Here is an 18,421-nt window from a genome sequence, read left to right on the forward strand (position 1 = left end):
ACGGCGGGGCGGGGGCCGAATCGAAGGTCATCCACCCTCCTGTGGTCCCAGGTCCGCTTATTGGACGACCGGGTCGATGACGTCAAGGTTCTCTTGCCGAGGATCGGCACAATGGGTTCAAATCCCACCGTCACCGCCAATGAAGAAAGACCCCGGTTCCCTTGTAACTCAAGGGAACTGGGGTCTTTTGCTTTGCCCCCAAGCGCCCGCGCGGTAACGCAGCGGTAACAGATTCCTCCCCGCCGTGCCAGAATCCTAGCTTCTCCCGTGGCAGTTGACCTGGGCAGGTGCTGGGTTATGAGACTGGTCGCCTAGCCATCGGAAGCCGCTCAGAGCGGGCCATCGGCTCCAACAGCGGGACAATTGATCTACACGAGCCACTTGCTGGTAGAAATAGGATGGGGTGTCCATGCCCCTCCGTTTCCTAAGGGGTTCTCATGTCCAAAAGCATGTTCGAGGTCTACTTGAACGAGGTGGCGGACGAAGGGCTCCGAGCAAAACTGAAAGCTGAGTTCGAGCGCACCACAAAGAAGTTCGGTCTAGTCTTTGAGCGCCACTCTCCTGAAGGCATACGGATGCCCAAGTCTGAGGTTCGACGGGGCCACACTGTTATCCGCGAAGTAGACGGAAAATTCTATAAGGTCCGTGCCATCAGTGGTGATGCGGTGAGTCTCGCCGATGAGCACGGCGACCTTGTCGAAGAAGAGCTTTCGAACGTGACCTCGGCTCGACAGTTTGGTGAAGTGGTCTTCCCTGGCCTGAAGACCTTGGGGTCCGTGCGCACCGGCAATCCTGAAGATCCCGCTCATGTGGTGATCAACGGGGAGAACTTTCACGCCCTCGAAATGCTCCGGTACACCCACGCGGAATCAGTGGATCTGATCTACATCGATCCCCCCTACAACACTGGGAACAAGACATGGCTATACAACGATCACTACGTAGCTGAACAGGACAGCTTCAGACACTCGAAGTGGTTGAGCTTCATGGAACGCCGGCTGACGCTCGCGAAGAAGTTGCTCAAGCCAACCGGGGTCATCATCGTCGCCATCGGCGACGATGAACACCATCGCCTTCGGATGCTGATGGACCAAGTTTTTGGAGATCAAAACTTCATCTCAGACGTTGTGTGGCAAGGTGGGCGAAAAAACGATTCGCTCTACATATCCAACGGGGCTGACTACATGCTCGTGTACGCACGCAACATGTCATCGTTGGACGAGTCAGGGGTCCGTTGGCGTGAAGAAAAAGCCGGCCTGCACGAGGTCCTAGAAGCTGGCCGTAAGGCCTGGGCAGAATCTGGGCAGGAGGAAAAACTGGCGACATCTTTCATGCGCCGGTGGTTTAAGGAACAGCCCAAAGAATCACCCGTTAGGGCCCTAAGCCGTAACGTCTATTTTCTTCCCGATGGCACACTCTGCCGAGACGACAATATTTCTAAACCGGGAGACTGGGGGTATTACTACGACGTTCTCCATCCTTTGACTGGCAAGGCCGTACCCACACCAGAGCGTGGCTGGGTATTCCAGGAATCAACAATGAATCGGGCTATAGCTGAAGGCCGTATCATTTTTCGAGACGACCACACCAAACCAATCTCAGTGAAGCGTGCCCTTGCCTCAACTGCCGGAATAGTTCCGCAGTCTGTCTTTGAGCGGCAGCGCACCCATAGTGGACGGCATCTTCAAGACATCTTCGGAGACAAGAGGTTCCCCTTCCCTAAGGACCATGAGATCTTGATGCGTTGGATTCGGCTCGCCGCGCCGAAAAACGCCGTGATCCTCGACTTCTTCGGCGGCTCAGGAACCACAGCTGAGGCGGTTATTCGGCTCAACGCCGAAGACAACGGTAAGCGGCAATGCATGCTGGTCACCAATAATGAACTTTCAGCCAAAGACGACGCCGCCCTGCGCAAAGCAGGTTATCAGCCTGGAACGGCCGAGTATGAGGCAAAGGGAGTGTTTCACCATGTCACCAAACCTCGTCTTGAGACAGTGGTGACCGGCCTGCGCGCGGACGGCTCTACGTATTCGGACGGATTGACGGCAAATATGGAATTCCTGGAACTTACCTACCTTGAAGAAAGTCGTGTCCACGCAGCTCTGGAATACGAGAGTCTCGCACCTTTGTTCTGGCTGAAGTCTGGGGCGGTGGGACCAGTCATCCAGTCCTCTCAGGACACCCCAGACTACGGATGGAATGAAGAATCCTCGATGGCTGCGTTGTTCAACGCGGGCAAAGCCGCCGAGCTAGCTGAATTGTTAACAACCAGGCCCAATCATGTCAAACACGTGTTCATCATCACGGACTCCCCGGAGCAGGGCGACCTCGCTGGTGAAGCTTTCGGCGATGCGATCACCGTTGAGCCCATCTACGGTTCCTATCTTGACGCCTTCCAGATCAACCGGAGCGATTCGTGAAATTCACCCTTGCTGATTACCAGGCTGACGTTGTTGATGAGACGCTCAACGAAATCAACATTGCTGTCCAACGACTCCGTTCCAATTGCGACCGCAAAACCGCGATCGGCCTCAGTGCTCCGACCGGTGCCGGAAAGACCGTGATTGCCTCGGCTGTTCTAGAGGGTTTGTTCTTTGGAACACAAGACTCCGATCCGCGTCCGGACACCACCGTCCTATGGCTGACTGATGATGGCGAACTGAACGAGCAATCCCGCAAGAAGATTCGGGCGTCCTCGGACCGGATCAACATGAATATGCTTCGAACTGTCGAAGCTGACTTTGACCAGGCCGAATTTAGCCCTGGCCAAGTTTATTTCTTGAACGTTCAAAAGCTCGGGACTGGCGCGACACGGCATATCCAGACTGGTGACGGGCGCCGGTATTCGCTCTGGGAAACCATCGGAAACACCATCAGGCACCGCGGCAGTAGCTTCATCGTCTTGGTAGACGAAGCCCACCGTGGGGCTACGGACCGGAGTCGGCCGACAATTCTGCGCCGAATCCTGGACGGGGCAACTATCGAGGTACCGGGAATCAACGAAACCCTCCGTACCATTGTGAACCCTCCAGCCCCCCTCGTCATTGGGCTGTCGGCAACACCGAAGAAGTTTGAAGCTGCCATGCGCGGGGCCTCCGGTCGTTCCCTGGTGCAAGTTGTTGCAGACGTCCAGAAGGTGCGAGCCTCTGGACTCATCAAAGAGCGCATCAATGTCAGCTATGCGGCTGACGACCAACCGAGCGATGACACCCTCATTCGCCAGGCCGTGGCTGACCTTGACCGGTCAGAGCGGCAATGGCAGAAGTGGGCTCGTACTACCGGCGCATCGTCGAATCCTGTGCCGCTCTTGGCAATCCAAGTTCCGGATATGACGACGGACGCTAAGATCGGTGAAATCGTCCAGACTCTCACCGATGCCTCTGATGCTTTTGATAATGCCGATTCTATTGCCCACTCGTTTGGTGAGCATGCACCTGTCACGACCACCACGCGGTTGAGCGGCGTGGAGATGCCCCGTGTAATTCAGTACATTGCTCCGACCTCCATCGCGCAGTCAGGCAACTTGCGTGCAGTGATCTTCAAGCAGGCCTTAACGACCGGCTGGGACTGCCCCCGTGCCGAGGTCATGGTGTCTCTGCGCTCCGCGCAGGAGCACACTCAAATTGCCCAGCTCATCGGCCGCATGGTGCGCAATCCGCTGGCGAAGAAGATCGAAGAGCCTGAATTCGATGATCTGAATGCGGTAGACCTCTACCTACCGCACTTCAACAAGATTGAAGTGGCAACAGTCGTCAAATCCTTCATGGATTCAGCTGACATCGAAGTTCCGGTGCAACTAAACCCGAAGCGCATGATTCGTAACCCGGAAGTCCCATCCGCAGTCTGGGGTGTTATCGGCGGTCTGACTCGGGAGGAGAAGCCGGTGCGCCGGTTCAAGTCAAATGTGAACCGTCTAGTGCGGCTGGGTGCCCTACTGGATAACTCCGATTTCGAGCATCCGGGCGGATCTTCGTACACCCAGGAATCACGAGATGTGGTCGTGGAGGCCCTCACCTCGGTGTACAACCAAAACCGGGTGGCCATAGACAGAGTTGCAGATTCACTGCTCGAAGTGAGCTTTGAAATGGCGACGTTCGACCAGCACACCGGCGCCAATACTGGGACAGTGGCACGCACTGCTGCAACAAGTCAAAAAAACCTGCGTCAGCTATTAGAGGAAGCCAGACGGCGGCTGCCCGACGCGTCTGCGGCCTGGTACAGCACGTCTCTGGTCATTGCGGACACCTTGGATTGGGATGAAGTAGTCGTCAGGACCGTCGCCTTGGCCCGGTCGGCCGACGCGAGGGAAGCGTTGGAAGCCCAGTGCGGTTCACGCGTCGAATCCTGGCGGCGCAGTACCGCTGGGTCGGTGGCACGACTGAATCCCACACAGCGTCAGGAGTTCGAGACGGTTTTCGCACCTATCGGTTCAGCACTATCCAGTAACCTGGGTATGCCGGCGGCAATTTCTCAGAAGACAGAAATCCTGAACAAGCAGACGGGGCTGATCGAAGAGTTGCCACTCTATGCCGGCCATCTCTACGCCCTATCAGAGACCAAATTGTTCCCAGATTCCTTCACCGGCTGGGAGGCAAGTGTCCTCGAAGCCGAGCAATCCTCGGGCACACTATTGGGTTGGTACCGGAATCCTGTCGGCGGCAGCCACGCGCTGTCCGTGCATTATCTGGACTCCGAGGTGTCCAAGAATCTCTACCCAGACTTCCTGTTCTTTCATGATGACGGGGCCAACGGTGTGGCCATCGACTTGGTAGACCCGCACAATCACTCCCTAGCGGATACTGCACCCAAGTGGGCTGCGTTGGCGCGGTATGTTCGAAAGCACGACGGGGACTTCCGCCGGGCCGCAATCGTCATCAAAGATGCCGGAGGTGTGCTGCTTGCGATTCAGCTCTCCGGTCAAACTGATGACAGCCTCGAAAGGAAACTAGCCGAGGCGACATCCAAGGAATCCATCGAGCAACTGTTCCGTGAAGTGGGCGGCGCTTACTAACCCACGATACTTAGCATCGATTGGGGTCACGATCACTGAAGAAGGCCAGTCTCAGGATCCGGCTTTCAGACAGTAATCTACCAAGTCGACGGAACCGCCTTGGTTCACTACGTCCAAGGCAGGCTCCGAACCGTCTCCAATGCTTCTTCCTCGCGAAACTTCGCCTTCCTCGCTTCATTGTTCCGAGGTGCTGGAAATGGCGGTGCGACCAATAGCAGAGTTGCAGGCATTCTTTCCGTACGGTTGACCTGAGAGCATCACAAATGAGTTGAATAGCGTTTGAAATCGCATAGGCTGGGTCGGTGGCTGTGATACTGAAAAATCTTCCGACAGTGAAATACGGCACTTGGGACAACGGGATGCTCAGTTGGGGTGTGCCAGGGAAAGCGAGTGGACTGATATCGCCTAGTGATTACGACAGTTCTCATGCGATCCAACTCAAGCACGGCTTCCGGGACAAGTGGGACTTCTGGTTTTACCAAAAAAAGGTCTACGTCACGACCGATCTTGAGCTAACGCCGGACGATGTCATCGCATTGATCAACGAAGCCTCCAATCGTCGTCGGTTGCAGCTTGAAAAGGCCCACGCACTACAAGCCATGACTGAAGAACTCAGCAAGGGACCGAAACGGGCGCACATCCGCCAAGACGTCAAAATCCTTGTCTGGCAGAGGGACCAAGGCCGATGCGTCAACTGTAGCTCGCAGTCCGATCTGGAATTCGACCACATCATTCCCATCGCGATGGGCGGGGCTGATACAGCGCGCAACCTTCAACTCCTATGCGAACCATGCAACCGGCGTAAAGGTGCCACTTTGGGTTGAGGGTGGACGCCGTGATGTATGTACGAGAGGAGCTGATGCACCGCTTCACGGTCGGTTACAGCGTTGCATACCTCGACCGAAATCACGGGTCGCAAGATACCTTTGGCTCCCAGTTACGCATCGGTCAAGATCCCATAGGTCCGACCGCTGCTCAGCCACAGGCTCTTCCCCACAACATAACCGACACTATGATGTGTGTGGCCTCCCCAGTTGAGGCTTAGCATCTTCAGTTGCCACGACGGACAACAGCGCAACAACGACAGCTTTCGTGTTGTACTTCCCGTTCCGCGAGTTGATCAACTCCCTAGGGTGCAGCGAACGGCAGCGAGCGTATAAGCCGGAGGACTTATCAGTCTTCGTGGCAAAGGGTCCAATCAACATTTATCCCGTCTGCGGAAAGTGTGCAGGAACGGTCGGAACAACACCAAGGAGGAAGACTGTGCGGTGCGCATCGCCATCCGGAAAGTCCTCGCTGGCGATGGTTGCCCTGCCTCAGTGGAAGTACTCCGAACCGATGTAACCCGTCAGCACCTGAGCATTACGGGCGGCTGGCGGATTGTTGCTGCCGACCGCTTTCGTTTCCGGCCAGTGAGTAATTATGTGTTCATGAACGAAACCATGACTTCAGCTGAAAAGCACTGGCGGTCCCTACGCATCAAATGGACATGTGGCTTCCTCATGCTTTCGATGGCCGTCTCGTCTCTCATGAACTGGATCAGCAGCCTTGCCGGTCGCTGGTTCGTTGAAATATTTGCAGAGCCCGAAGACCTCGCAGTGTACCTGGACAGCGAGCAGCTCGGAGAAACGGGCGGCTTTCTCCTGAACATCAGCCTCGTAGTAACCAGCATCGTGGCGTTCATAGTCGCCAAAAGCATCTACATGTATTCTCCGGCGCCAAGACCCCGGTCCAGGCTGGGGCCACCCGCTGCCCCTCAGGTCGACTTGTTCCGTCAATTTTGGCTGCCCGTTCTCAATGGGGCGGGCATCTACTGGTTACTTTTCTGCTGGATCTTCTCTCTGGGGATGCAGGTGGCAAACAGAGGAGCATGAGCTCTCAGCACGGAAACCGGCAGCCATCGGGGAATCCCGGTCGGGGCTCCGAAAGAGTCGATGCAGCGCCGGTGCCACGCCGGGCGTCCATCATCCTCAGACGGCCGACCCGCTCGATGTCTCTCCGGAGCCCGGCTTTGCCGAACACTTTGGCTGCAGCTCTACGTCACGTAGAGCCCGTCGGGCTGTGCCTCCATTAAGCGTTTCCCCGGCTGCCATGTCGGTTCCGGTGGCGACACCTTCCGGATCGTGGTTGTTGAGCAGAGGCATTCAGCGACAGGTCTTGGGCCGAGGTTCAGTAAATGTCGAGTCGCCCGACTCATGCACATGCTGCGCGAGGTATCTGGCCATCTGCTCCTCCGCGAGACGGGGATGCTCCTCCATCATCGCGTCCACGACGGCTACTGGGTCATCGGCCAAGTGCTGGTACCAGATCTCCAAACGGAGTGCCGCCTGCAGCTGCCCGGCCGCCACGCAGATCTCTATAGCGCTAGGCAGCTTCCGGCGAAGGTCTGGGTCCATCACCATGATTGACCAGAGCTCTGACCGACGCCGCCGCACTGCCAGTCCGAGCCGCCCTCGCCCATCGTCTCCATGGCGTTCACGAGCGTCGCCAGCTCGCCAGCCGACCATCGCCGTACCTCCGGGCCTTATGGCTCGGAGTAGGTCACCCGTTCGACACCTCTCAAGATGGCGTGAGCCGGCTCATGCCTGATCCAGCCGAGGCCGTCCCAAAACTTCCTTGATTCGACTCCATCGTTCAAAGCAGTCAGGCGCGGCAGCGGGTTCTGGTTCCTGATGGCTTGAACGGCCGCGCGGCCAACGCCCTTGCGGCGCATGGGGACCGCGACTTCGAACGCAAGGATGTCGAGCTGCCCGTGCGGGAGATCGCCGAGGACGGGGTCCGCACGCGCGCCCATCATGACGTACTTGCACCGCGCGACTTCTCGATCGCCAAACACGAACGACACCCAATGGTCTTCGATTGGCGGTTCGCTCTCGTACTTGTCCCTCCACCACAGCATCTGGAAGTCGGAAGAGCCCTCGTAGGTGGGGGTCCAGTACCGGCGTTTGCGCACGGGCGTCCTGCGGACCATCTGGAGACTCTCGATATCACTCATTGAGCGACTGTACTCGATCCCGTGCCAGCTCCTCGGACTGGCTGCCGCCTCTTCCTCGCGACCCTACGATCCTGCGGCCGATGGCTGGGCCTCTTCCTTGTCATGGAGCTCTATGCTGGTCACGACTGGCTCAACGCCGCTATCGTCCAGCTCGACGACGGCTCGAACCCTAATCAAGGCATCGGCCTCTAAGTAGTGACGGTTGAGCTCAGGACCGACGTGAAATGGCTCGTCCTCGCTGCCGAGCCAGTCTCCCTTACAGATGGCCTCATCGAGATAGAGGTCAACGTCTGCCGCAGCGGTGGCCTTGGAGCCGTCCTCCTCCAGGTCGAAATCGGTGATGAGCTCGAGCTCGGAGATCTCAGGGTTCTCGAAACCGGGCACGGTGAACTTGACGAAGTCGGGGTAGTCGTAGTCTCCCCCGTGCACCAGCTGAATGCCGACTTCTTCGCCGGCCAGAGCGAAGACCGCCTCGGTCGCGACGTCACCCGTGAAACTTCATCATGGGTCTTGATTACGGCCAGAACATGATTGAGGGCCTTGGCGTCCGCGATGCGCCCGTGGTCGATGCCGTGCGCATCGAGGTCCTCAAGGAGCCGGGTGGATCTTTACCGTCTCTCCTCTCTCGACGAAGCCCTTGTCAGCGGTGACGAACAAGACGGTGTCGCCGGAGTCCGCGCCGTCGAGCACCGCGAGCACCGTTTCCCAGATCACCACGTCCCTGAAACCGAAGCTCTTCTTCTTCCGCTCCTGTTCGGTTTCGAGGAATGGACGTCGACGAGCCAGATCACGGACGTGGGTGCTGACGGGAGTATTGATAGGACTTTCACCACCTCTGAGGTGTGCCGGGCCGCGGAACGCACTCGCTTCATCAGCACATTCCCAGATACCCTTCGAAGATGAGCGAAGTGCCTGATGAAACAGCTGAGCCGGCCTTTGAGGTAGAGCTGATGCGAGACGGGGAGAACCTCCTCGTCGTCGGAAGCAGCAAAGGTGCTGTAGAGGGCTTCATGCGCTCCGTTGGCCTGCTGGAACGTGCCATGGTGATCGCCTCCCAGCAGCTCGTGCCGATGCTCCGCACTGCCTCAGAAGTGACCCAAGCAATCACGGACGACGTAGCGGAATCGGGATTGTGGGTCAAACTCACTGAGGAGTCGGCCCAGGCGATCAAGGAGTTCGGACTCACTGAGACCAACGTCCCCGGCGTGGCGTACGCAATGGCGGGCTGCCCCGGCGACATCAAGCAGTGGCTGAAGATCAGCACCTCGAAAGGTGCAAGGCTCGCTAGCCCCGGTACGCTCTCCGGCGTCGCCGGCGGGCTTGCGCAAGCCGCTAGCCAAGCCGAGGCCGAGCAGCTGCGGGCTCTGCTGGCGTCTTTGGACGCAAAGATCGATAAAGTGCTCCGCGGCCAGCGCGACGAGGTTCTTGGTCCTCTGAGGGGCGTTGAGCGGCATCTCCGCTCCGCTCAGACGTTCCTGCGGATTCAGGGCGAGGTCGACCCACAGGAATGGGACAAGATCGCTGGCGCTCCGCAGAGGATCCGAGAGATCCAATCCACGGCGGTCGAGAAGCTGCGCGGCGTCGCCGCAGACATGGATCAACACAAGCGCGTCGGAGACCTCGATGCCCACCTGCCGGAGCTGAAGAAGCAGGTCGAGCTGTGGGTTGGAGTGATCGCGCGCTGCTTCACCGCACTGGACGAGTTCTCTGTGCTCGAACTGGAGCACACGGCGATGATCGCCCCGAGCAAACTCGACGCCAAGCGCCGGGCGATCCAGGAGGACCGGCAAGAGGCAATCATCGAGCTGTCCGACGGTGTCGCAGATCTGATGGGCCAGATGACGGCAAGTGCAGAGAGCGCCAATAAGAACTTGGTGGGGCACCCCAAGAAGTCGCCTAGGGTGCTCGGCACGATCAAAGAATCTCGAAGCACGGTTAAGAATCTCTATGACGCGCTAGGTCTCGAGATCGACTGGAACGACATCACGGCAAAGCAGTGGCGGGCGGCGTTGCTGGAGGTCGAACAGGTGAAGAACGCCCTCGCCGAAGGCGGGTCGGTCACCTGGGAGAAGGGCAAGCCGGTGCTCAGGGGGCTCGCCATCGCAGGAGCAACAGCCATTGCAGGCGCTTTGATCACCGGCAAGGGATCGCTAGGCGGCGACAAGACGCCCGAGGCCTGACGCGACTGGGGGCGCTAATCGTGACCGATCGGCCCTGCGGAAACCCCTTCGGAACTGCCACGCAGGCGAGCTTCCGCAAAAGTCCCGAACATACGTTTGCCTAGGTCACGTATGGAAGTCGGCCCGAATTGGGGAAGGTGGACGAACTCCTCACCGCCTACCCGCTCGGGACATCGATTGTCGGGGAATCCGCGCAGAAGGAATTCATCGCTCTGTTTGGCACGGTCCTGCGCCTGCAGAACATCCTGACTTCCGTCGACGAGTTCGCCGGGAAGGAGATCCTGACCGACAGGCAGGGCCAGGACTACCGCAGCGTGTACCTGGACCTGTACGCGGAGTTCCGCAAGGAAAAAACTGCCGACAAGCAACAGATCAACGATGACATCGTCTTTGAAATCGAGCTGATCAAGCAGGTCGAGATCAAGGTCGACTACGTCCTCATGCTTGCCCAGAAGTACCGCGCGCAGCGCGGTGATGGCGAGGACAAAGAGATCCGGGCCGAGATCACCCGTGCCGTCGATGCCAGCCCGACCCTGCGTAACAAGAAGGACCTGGTTGAAGCCTTCATTGACCGCGTTTCGATTACCGGGGAAATCGATGAAGACTGGCGTGCTTTCATCGAGGAGCGCCGCGAAAGTGAGCTCGAGAAGATCATCGAGGCGGAGAACCTGCGCCCCGATGCCACTCGGACCTTTGTTGACATGGCGTTCGCTGATGGGAGCATTCAGATAGCTGGACCGGCGATCACCAGGGTGTTGCCTCCGGTGTCTCGGTTTGCTCCTTCCGGTGGGCTTGGCGAGAAGAAGCAGCGGGTTCTCGAGAAGTTGGGCGAGTACTTCGATCGGTTCTTTGGGCTTAGCTCGGCTAGAAACAGCTGACGATCGTTACCAATCACAGCCGCCGTCGCCAATATCCGTGCTGTCACCCCTCCTCATCCAAGCTCTATAGAACTCGTATACATTTTGAGCAGGGCTTGAGCCACTAGAGCTAACTGATAACTCAGTAACCCGGCGCAGATGGAGGTCGCCCAGGGGGAGATACTTTCACCCGATACTAGTGCAGCGAAGGCTGTCCAAGCGGTGCAGCATACACCCACCAGTACGGTCCATATCAGGTGTGTCCCCGATTCAGCAATCAGTTTTCGCCGTTCAGTATATCCAGCAATCTGCGGGGCCGAGTTGATTTCGATTCGTTTTTCCCAAAACCTCATGGCCATGGTAAATGTGAGACCAGTAATGATTGAGGTGGCAGTCAGGATCGCCCCAACCGCAACTGTCCGAACTTCAAGTATCGCAATCAATGCCGCGACAGCGATAGCTCCAAGAATTAGAATGACTTGGAACCACCTAATGCTTTTATGCCATACCCCCTGCTGGGGATGGGTAAACTGCCCCCTTATTATCTCGCCATGACTAAGGGTTGTCATAGTACGTCACGTCCCAGGGGGTCGCGTTTACCCCGCTCCATGGCTTCAAATCCACCTCAGGCGGTAGTTTGGTCCGCGTTGTAAGACTGTATTGACCTGCAATGTCCATCACGATGCTTTGACAAACAGCCAGATACTCGTCGGTAGAGGGGTATCTGGTGGATCCGATCTTCGTTCCGTTGATAGTTGCCCCGTTGATCGGATACACCAATGCAGGACCATCGCTATCGATTTTGAAGGTCTTAGGCAATCCGTCATCCATCTCAACGGTCAAAGAAGCTTCCCACCCCTTCGTGTCCGTTGGAGCAGATATGCCGGCATCGGGACCCTCGGTTCGAAGTACGCCAAATACTTTCTTTGCATCGATCCTGTCATTACCAAGACTATCTCTGGTCGTCAAGGACTTAACCCTGCGCCGAGCTTTAAACGCGAGATCTATCCCGACCTGAGGTGCGTAATCCAAGAACCGACCCGAGCTGTCCTTCTTTCGCGGCGCTTTGAAGATAAGGTTTTTGTAAGTAGCTGTATCAAGGGCTTCCAGCGTGGTCATGGGGTCGATATGAAAGGTCAATGCTTCATATTTTTCACGCAAAACTTGTACAAAACAGTTGCGCAGGAACGTCATTGCCCCATAACGCCCAAAACGTTCCGCAAATATTATTGCTGAATGACCGTGCTTCGGGAAATAGATAAGATGACGCAGAGGAGTATACTCTGTGTCCCCTACCTGGCGCAGATACTGGTTACCTGACGGCTTCCTGACGGTGCTCCGCATTCCCCTTCTGCCAGGCTCGACCGTTACCAGGTACGCTTCGCCCGACACGGCGTGTACTTCAGTTATCAGATAGTCTTTATTTGGATCAGCCTTTTCCTGATAGGGATCCGCGCGGTCAAGCATACTTTTCAGTATGTTGCCTAAGGCCAGTTCTAGGGTTTCACCGCTCCCATCTATATCGTCGATTGGCAATGCAATCGAGCGGTCGCCGCGGAAGTTAGCTTGTACCAGGTAGGGCGCTACTAAGTATCTCGTCATTTGTTCCTTAACCTTATTTGTTTTGTGACTGGACCGACTGGTGGCTTCCCACCAAGCGTGATCTGCTCTCCGATATCTCCCGGTGATAGTCTAAATAGTCCATCTCGAGTTGGTGCTCAGGACGTACGAATAGGTCTGCCTTGTACCGCCCAAACTCATATACTTTTCCAGCCTCATCCACGGTCAAGGCGTGACCGTCGAATTCTTTATGACAGTTCGGGCAGAGACACAACAAGTTTTCCAGGATGTCAGGGCCTTCGTGTGGAATCCCCAGTGGCCGTATATGCGCCGCTTCCGCGTAGGTACCGGCAGCAGTCTTTAACTGGGTTCTACAGATTTGGCACGTATTGCCGTACAGCCTCTTCACGGAGTCCGCAACGTCAGGGTTCCGTAGTCTGCGATTGACTAGTGATGTCCGCCTGAGCGGCGGAAGTTCCTCACCGCGAACCAGCGCCTGGGACACCTCACCCGGAATTAGGCTGTCGAAAGGCTCCGCTTGTAGTTGGAATCGAAGCACTTTGAAGCTGTCCCGTTCGCCCCAACTCCATTGGGTAACTAGAAACAGCCCCAAGTAGATGTAGGAGGCATCCGATTTGCGACCTGTAAGGACTGATTCTTTAGCAAGAACGCGGACTGGCCTCCCGAGCTCGTAGTCTCGGACTAGACCGGCGTTGCCTCGCATGATCTTCTGGTCGGCAGTGTGACGCCCCGTGTTGGGATTCCTCCCTCCGAAGCCGGTATAGGTTATCAGGTCCTCCTGGATATCGTCGTCCGTATACCCGTCGGAGAGACAAATTGATTCCGTTCCATCAGCCGTTCCTGCGATACCTGCTTGAATCGTTCTATGAATACCGGCGTCAAAAGCCGCACGCCTATTAGCAAACCGAGTACCCGGGGGATTACCCGGCACCTCTCCGTACATGCGCTGAACCACCGTGTTACCCCCGAGAGACTAAGACTCAAGCCAAAGGCTTCCCGTGACGCAACGCGCCACCTCTCTTAAACCATCGGGAGCTAGGAGGTTCTTGTAAGCAGATCCTCATGCTCGATAGTGGAACACTTGCTGTGTTCAAAACAATGCAGCTTTACTGCTTAGGGTCTCTTCTATTCCTGCTACCCCCACCCCGAACACCTTCCCAAACGGCCCCTTCCCATCAAACGCATAATTAGCGAACAGCTCACCGATCGGCTGATGGGGAGGCGCTATCCGGATGCAGCGCGTCGAACAGCGGCTGCTCCTTAGCGTCCACTGCTCCGAACAGTTCCGGCCCGTCCAGGTAGGTACAGGGTTCGGATCCTCCCCCGGGCGTTCCACCAGCGACGCCAGCGCCTCGCGGGTTACCCGCACCGTCAGCTGCCCTGCGGCCACACCCGCCGGATCGCCGGCAGCAAGGAACTTCACCTGTCCCGCCCGAACGACGACGGATCAAACGCCCCGGGACCGGGAGTGTCCTCATGGGTGGGAAGAAAACCGGCGAAATTAGTACCAGCGGAGACTCCGGATGCCCCTCGTGGATGGTGTCCAGGAACCCATGCGCCACAGGCACACGTCCCCGTCGAGCCCGTCAATGCACGGCTTCGAATGATTAGGTCCGCCGGGGTATCCCGCATCAGCTGCGCGGTGAACGGATCCACCATGGTACTGCCGCCCAAGCCGAGGTTGTGCAGCTCCACCTCGCCGATCCGCGCGGCCACCAAGGGTCATACGGACAACGGCGTCGCAGTGTTGAAGCCGTGGCGGTGCGGCAACCCCGGGGATAAAACCCCGGCCACGGGACAGGGGAACCCCGTGGCCGGAGGACTGGAAAACCGTTACCGGGAACTGACCTTCCCGAACAGGGAGGCCACCGGCGCCAGAATGAACGGCCGGCTGGCTGCCCACGCTCCAGCAATGACGGCCAGCGACAAGACGAACATCCAAAAGCCGAACCAGTTGGACGCATACGCCGAGGGATCCGTGGAGCCCTGCGCCGCGTACATATGGTTCAGGTTGCGCAGCGCGCCCGTGGCGAAGACCAGGATGACGTGGACCGCAATAAACGCCACGAAGTAGAGCATCACCGGGAAATGCACCCGGCGGGCCGCTTCGATCGGGAACAGCTTGCTCGCCTTCACGGCCTTCTTCGGCCACACGCCCGACATCCGGAAACCGGTCGCTGCGGCAAGCGGCGCAGCGATAAAGATGGTGGCAAAGTAGGCCAGCTGCTGCAGGGCGTTGTAGTTTACCCACCCGTTATCCGTCGGCCAGTCCAGGGACATGTACTGCAACCCGGCGGACACCGCGTTGGGGAAGACCTCCCACGAGGTGGGAATGACACGCATCCACTGGCCCGTGGCGAACAGCAGCACAATAAACACGGCCCCGTTCACCAGCCAGAGCAGGTCCAGTGACTGGTGGAACCAGACGGTCAGGCTGACCTTGGATCCGCCCGGGCGCTTCGGCGTCCAGTACGCGGAGGGCCGCGTCTCCCGACGAATCTGCAGACCGGAGCGGATAATCAGCACCATCAGGAACACGTTCATGAAGTGCTGCCAGCCCAGCCAGGCCGGCAGCCCGACCGGAGCGCCCTCGGGCAGGTGATACTCCCCCGGATACGCCGCCAAGAAGGAAACGCCGGCGTCGCTGCTGAGGAACCAGCGCGAACACAGCACGGCCACGGCGGCAAGGACCACCAGGGCTGCGGCGGCGGCACCGAGTTTCGCCCAGCGGTTCGACAGCCACGCCTTACCGGGATCGGAGGAGGAACCCACAGATGCCGATTTGGTCGGGGATGCCGCGGTTGCTGGCGTGCCCGGGGTGGCCGCGGTGGCCGGCTTGCCTGAGGCCGCAAGGGGAACCGAAGCGACAGGTGAAGCCGGTTTGGCCTGGGCAGCGGGTTCCGCCTCAGCTGCAGCCCCGGCAGGAGCTGCCAGCTTGGCGGGAGCCGCCGGCTCTGCCGGAACAGCCGCAGCACTTGCTGACGCTGCCTTCCCGGCAGGTGCTGCGGTTACTGTCGGCGCCGCAGCGGCCTCCGGGGCATCTGCTGCCACTGCGTCCGTAGTCACTGACGCGGCAACGGGTGCACCCGCCGCAGGTGACGACGACGACGCGGCGACGGGCTCGACGGCGGCCACTTCGGTCTCGACTTCGGCAACCGTCGGCCAGGAGCCTTCTCCGGCCTTCCGAGGCAGCCCTTGCCGCAGCCGAACCGTCTCGGTCCGGGTGCCGTCCGGATTCGGGGCACTGGCTGCAACTGCGGGCACCGGAGTGGAGACAGCCGCAGCGGAGGACGCCGACGCCGAGTCGGTGACGGGCGCTTCCGTCACCGACGCCGGGGAGGCACCCGCGGAACCGGTAGGTGCCGAAGCGCCCGCTGCCGAGCCGCCGTTAGCCGAATGATCCGATGCGGAACTGTTCGCAGCCGCGTCCGACGACGCCGGAACGGCGGCTGCGACCGGCACCGACACTCCACCGGGCGGCCACGGCTCGCCGCCCGGGCTGCGCGGCAGTCCGCGGCGCAGGGAAACGGTCGCCGATGATGCAGACTCGGTCGGCGGAGTGGGCTGGTCAGTCGGTTCAGGGGCTTCAGCCGCAGGAACAGCCTGGGCTGTGGACTCGGCCGGCTCCTGCGGAGTCGCCGCCTCGGTGGCAACCTGCGGGGCGCCCTCGGCCGGGGCGACCTCAGCCTGCATATCAGCGGCCCCGGCCTCAGCCGCCGCAGTCTGCGCGCCCCTGCCAACACCCACCACTCCCCCATCTACCTCCGGCCACGGCTCCCCGCCCGGCCGGCGGGGCAGCCCCCGGCGCAGGGTGGTGGTTGCGGCAGGCATCAGGACGCCGCCTTCTTCGCCTGAAGCACCTCGATGGCCTGCGGGATCACCCTGAAGAGATCACCCACCACACCGAAGTCCGCCACCTCAAAGATCGGCGCATCGGCATCCTTGTTCACGGCCACAATGGTCTTGGCGGTCTGCATGCCGGCCTTGTGCTGGATCGCACCGGAAATACCCAGGGCCAGGTACAGCTGCGGGGACACCGAGACGCCGGTCTGCCCCACCTGATGGGCGTAGGGAATGTACCCGGCGTCGACGGCGGCACGGGAGGCACCCACCGCGGCCCCGAGTTCGTCGGCCAGCTGCTCCACCAGGGCAAACTGCTCCACGGAACCCAGTCCGCGGCCGCCGGCCACCACCTTGGCGGCACCGCGCAGCTCCGGCCGGGAAGCATTGACTGCAGCGGCGTCAAAGGAGTTCACCGTGGCGGCGCGGGCACCGGAGAGCGTGAAGGACAGGTCCTGCCGCTGCAGCGGCCGTGCCTCGGCCCGTGCCTCAACGGCACCCTGGCGGAGCGTGATGACCGGAGTGCCGAAGGTCAGGGCGGATTCGGCCAGGAACTCGCCGCCATACACGGAATGCTGGGCGACAATGCCCTCGGCATCCCGGGCCACGCCCACCGCATCAACGGCCACGGCGGTGCCCGCCCGCACCGCGTACCGCCCGGCGACGTCGCGGCCCTCCACGGAGTGGGAGATCAGCACGGCGTCGGGCCGGACCAGGGCGGCTGCCGCTTCCAGGGCATCCACGGTGGGCACGGTCAGCTCCCCACCGGAGGCGGAAGTGTCCGCCACCAGGACCTGCGCGGCACCGAAGCCGGCGGCGGCCTCGGCCGCCTCCGCCAAGTCGTCCGGTGTTCCGGCCAGCAGCACCACGGGGGTGCCGATGCTGTCCGCGGCCCCCAGCAGCGCCGAAGCGCTCTTGGCCAGGGCTCCGCCGGGAAGGGTGTCCAGCAGCACGAGAATGGAATCAGTTGCGAATTCAGTCATGATGGTGCCCCTCAGGCCAGTTTGTTTTCGAGTAGGTACTCCGCCAGCTGCCGGCCGCCGTCGCCGTCGTCCACAATCTTCACGCCCGTCCCCCGGGCCGGACGCACGGATACCTGAGTGAGGATGGAACGCGGAACGTCCAGGCGTTCGGCGTCCAGGCCCAGGTCCGCGGCGCTCAGCACCTCGAACGGCTTCTTCTTGGCGGCCATGATGCCCTTGAAATTGGGGAAGCGGCAGGGCGGCAGCGCCTCGGTCACGGAAATCACCGCGGGCAGGTCCGCAGACACCTGTGCCGTGCCGGCGTCCGTCATCCGGGTTCCGGAAACCGCGGTCTCGGAGATCTCAACGGAGGAGAGGAAGGTCAGCTGGGGCAGGCCCAGCCGTTCGGCCAGCATGGCCGCCATCATGCCGCCGGAGCCGTCGGTGGACTGGTTGCCGGCGATCACCAGGTCGGCGTCGATCCGCTGCACTGCGGCCGCCAGCACTTCCGACGTCAGGTTCATGTCCGCGCCCAGCAGGGCCTCGTCCGCCACCTGCACGGCCGAGGACGCACCCGCGGCCAGGCCCTTCCGAATGGTTGCGGAGGCGGATTCCGGCGCCATGGACAGCAGGACCACTTCGGTGCCGGCATTGGCATCGGCATAGGTCAGAGCCGCCTCCAGGGCGCGCTCCCCGATTTCGTCCATCACCACGTCCCCGGCCGCACGGTCGGCAAGCCCGGTCTCCAGGGACAGCTTGCGGTCCCCATAGGTGTCCGGGACTTCCTTGACCAAGACAACGATTCTCATTACGGCTCCTTAAGTGTGCGGAAGCTACGGCGGCCCGGCCCGCGGGCACCGCCTCAGTTTCATCAGCGCCAGCCTAGTGGCGGAGTCGCAGGCTGCGTACCGGTCCTCTCACTGGCTGATAGTGCGGTGGCAACCCATTGACGCAGCTTCCATCCCTCCCTATTCTGTTGGAACGAATGAAGTTCC

14 protein-coding genes are annotated in these 18,421 nt (G+C 59.8%); 6 read left to right on the forward strand and 8 right to left on the reverse strand.

The genetic code is table 11. From position 1 onward, the window contains the following. Positions 1 to 437 precede the first annotated feature (437 nt). The 4 genes from QWJ37_RS13655 to QWJ37_RS13670 all read left to right on the forward strand — a co-directional run bounded on the left by QWJ37_RS13655 (position 438) and on the right by QWJ37_RS13670 (position 6,885). Entirely contained in the window at positions 438 to 2,420 is a 1,983-nt protein-coding gene (locus QWJ37_RS13655) for a site-specific DNA-methyltransferase (protein WP_290245579.1), read from the forward strand. Next, entirely contained in the window at positions 2,417 to 5,011 is a 2,595-nt protein-coding gene (locus tag QWJ37_RS13660) for a DEAD/DEAH box helicase family protein (protein WP_290245580.1), read from the forward strand. Before QWJ37_RS13655 ends, QWJ37_RS13660 begins: the two co-directional genes overlap by 4 nt. Before the next feature lie 302 nt (positions 5,012 to 5,313). After that, on the forward strand, positions 5,314 to 5,835 hold the full coding sequence (locus QWJ37_RS13665; protein ID WP_290245581.1) for an HNH endonuclease signature motif containing protein: 522 nt from the start codon (positions 5,314 to 5,316) through the stop codon (positions 5,833 to 5,835). A 444-nt stretch (positions 5,836 to 6,279) separates the two neighbouring features. Then, the gene (locus QWJ37_RS13670) at positions 6,280 to 6,885 is read left to right on the forward strand and encodes a hypothetical protein (RefSeq protein ID WP_290245582.1); all 606 of its coding nucleotides are present in this window, start codon (positions 6,280 to 6,282) and stop codon (positions 6,883 to 6,885) included. A gap of 650 nt (positions 6,886 to 7,535) precedes the next feature. On the opposite strand, the gene QWJ37_RS13675 is transcribed toward QWJ37_RS13670, so the two are convergent. From QWJ37_RS13675 to QWJ37_RS13685, 3 genes are all read right to left on the reverse strand, one after another. Next, positions 7,536 to 8,006: a hypothetical protein gene (locus QWJ37_RS13675; protein ID WP_290245583.1), complete on the reverse strand. Its 471-nt coding sequence runs from the start codon at positions 8,004 to 8,006 to the stop codon at positions 7,536 to 7,538. 63 nt (positions 8,007 to 8,069) lie between these two features. After that, a complete protein-coding gene (locus tag QWJ37_RS13680) occupies positions 8,070 to 8,435 on the reverse strand; it encodes a hypothetical protein (RefSeq protein ID WP_290245584.1) in 366 nt (121 codons plus the stop codon). Between the two features lie 159 nt (positions 8,436 to 8,594). Beyond that, positions 8,595 to 8,723 (reverse strand): hypothetical protein, encoded by a 129-nt coding sequence (locus QWJ37_RS13685; protein WP_290245585.1) that lies wholly within the window; start codon positions 8,721 to 8,723, stop codon positions 8,595 to 8,597. Positions 8,724 to 8,905: 182 nt separating this feature from the next. Here QWJ37_RS13685 and QWJ37_RS13690 point away from each other — a divergent pair, with 182 nt between their 5' ends. After that, complete coding sequence (locus QWJ37_RS13690; protein WP_290245586.1) at positions 8,906 to 10,186, forward strand: hypothetical protein; 1,281 nt, start codon at positions 8,906 to 8,908, stop codon at positions 10,184 to 10,186. Between the two features lie 137 nt (positions 10,187 to 10,323). Next, positions 10,324 to 11,064 carry a hypothetical protein gene (locus tag QWJ37_RS13695; protein ID WP_290245587.1) on the forward strand — a complete coding sequence of 247 codons (741 nt, stop codon included), beginning with the start codon at positions 10,324 to 10,326 and terminating at the stop codon, positions 11,062 to 11,064. Between the two features lie 534 nt (positions 11,065 to 11,598). Here the strand turns inward: QWJ37_RS13695 and QWJ37_RS13700 are convergent. The 5 genes from QWJ37_RS13700 to QWJ37_RS13715 all read right to left on the reverse strand — a co-directional run bounded on the left by QWJ37_RS13700 (position 11,599) and on the right by QWJ37_RS13715 (position 18,235). Further along, positions 11,599 to 12,645 carry a hypothetical protein gene (locus tag QWJ37_RS13700; RefSeq protein WP_290245588.1) on the reverse strand — a complete coding sequence of 349 codons (1,047 nt, stop codon included), beginning with the start codon at positions 12,643 to 12,645 and terminating at the stop codon, positions 11,599 to 11,601. 13 nt (positions 12,646 to 12,658) lie between these two features. Continuing rightward, complete coding sequence (locus tag QWJ37_RS16210) at positions 12,659 to 13,567, reverse strand: YDG/SRA domain-containing protein (protein WP_356882517.1); 909 nt, start codon at positions 13,565 to 13,567, stop codon at positions 12,659 to 12,661. Between the two features lie 890 nt (positions 13,568 to 14,457). Further along, positions 14,458 to 16,455, reverse strand: a complete 1,998-nt coding sequence (locus tag QWJ37_RS13705) for a cytochrome b/b6 domain-containing protein (protein ID WP_290245589.1) — start codon at positions 16,453 to 16,455, stop codon at positions 14,458 to 14,460. Further along, positions 16,455 to 17,447 (reverse strand): electron transfer flavoprotein subunit alpha/FixB family protein, encoded by a 993-nt coding sequence (locus tag QWJ37_RS13710; protein WP_290245590.1) that lies wholly within the window; start codon positions 17,445 to 17,447, stop codon positions 16,455 to 16,457. Before QWJ37_RS13710 ends, QWJ37_RS13705 begins: the two co-directional genes overlap by 1 nt. Before the next feature lie 11 nt (positions 17,448 to 17,458). After that, positions 17,459 to 18,235 carry an electron transfer flavoprotein subunit beta/FixA family protein gene (locus tag QWJ37_RS13715; RefSeq protein ID WP_290245591.1) on the reverse strand — a complete coding sequence of 259 codons (777 nt, stop codon included), beginning with the start codon at positions 18,233 to 18,235 and terminating at the stop codon, positions 17,459 to 17,461. Positions 18,236 to 18,421: the final 186 nt, after the last annotated feature.

This window comes from Arthrobacter sp. YD2, from assembly GCF_030410475.1.
Lineage (GTDB): Bacteria > Actinomycetota > Actinomycetes > Actinomycetales > Micrococcaceae > Arthrobacter_B > Arthrobacter_B zhangbolii.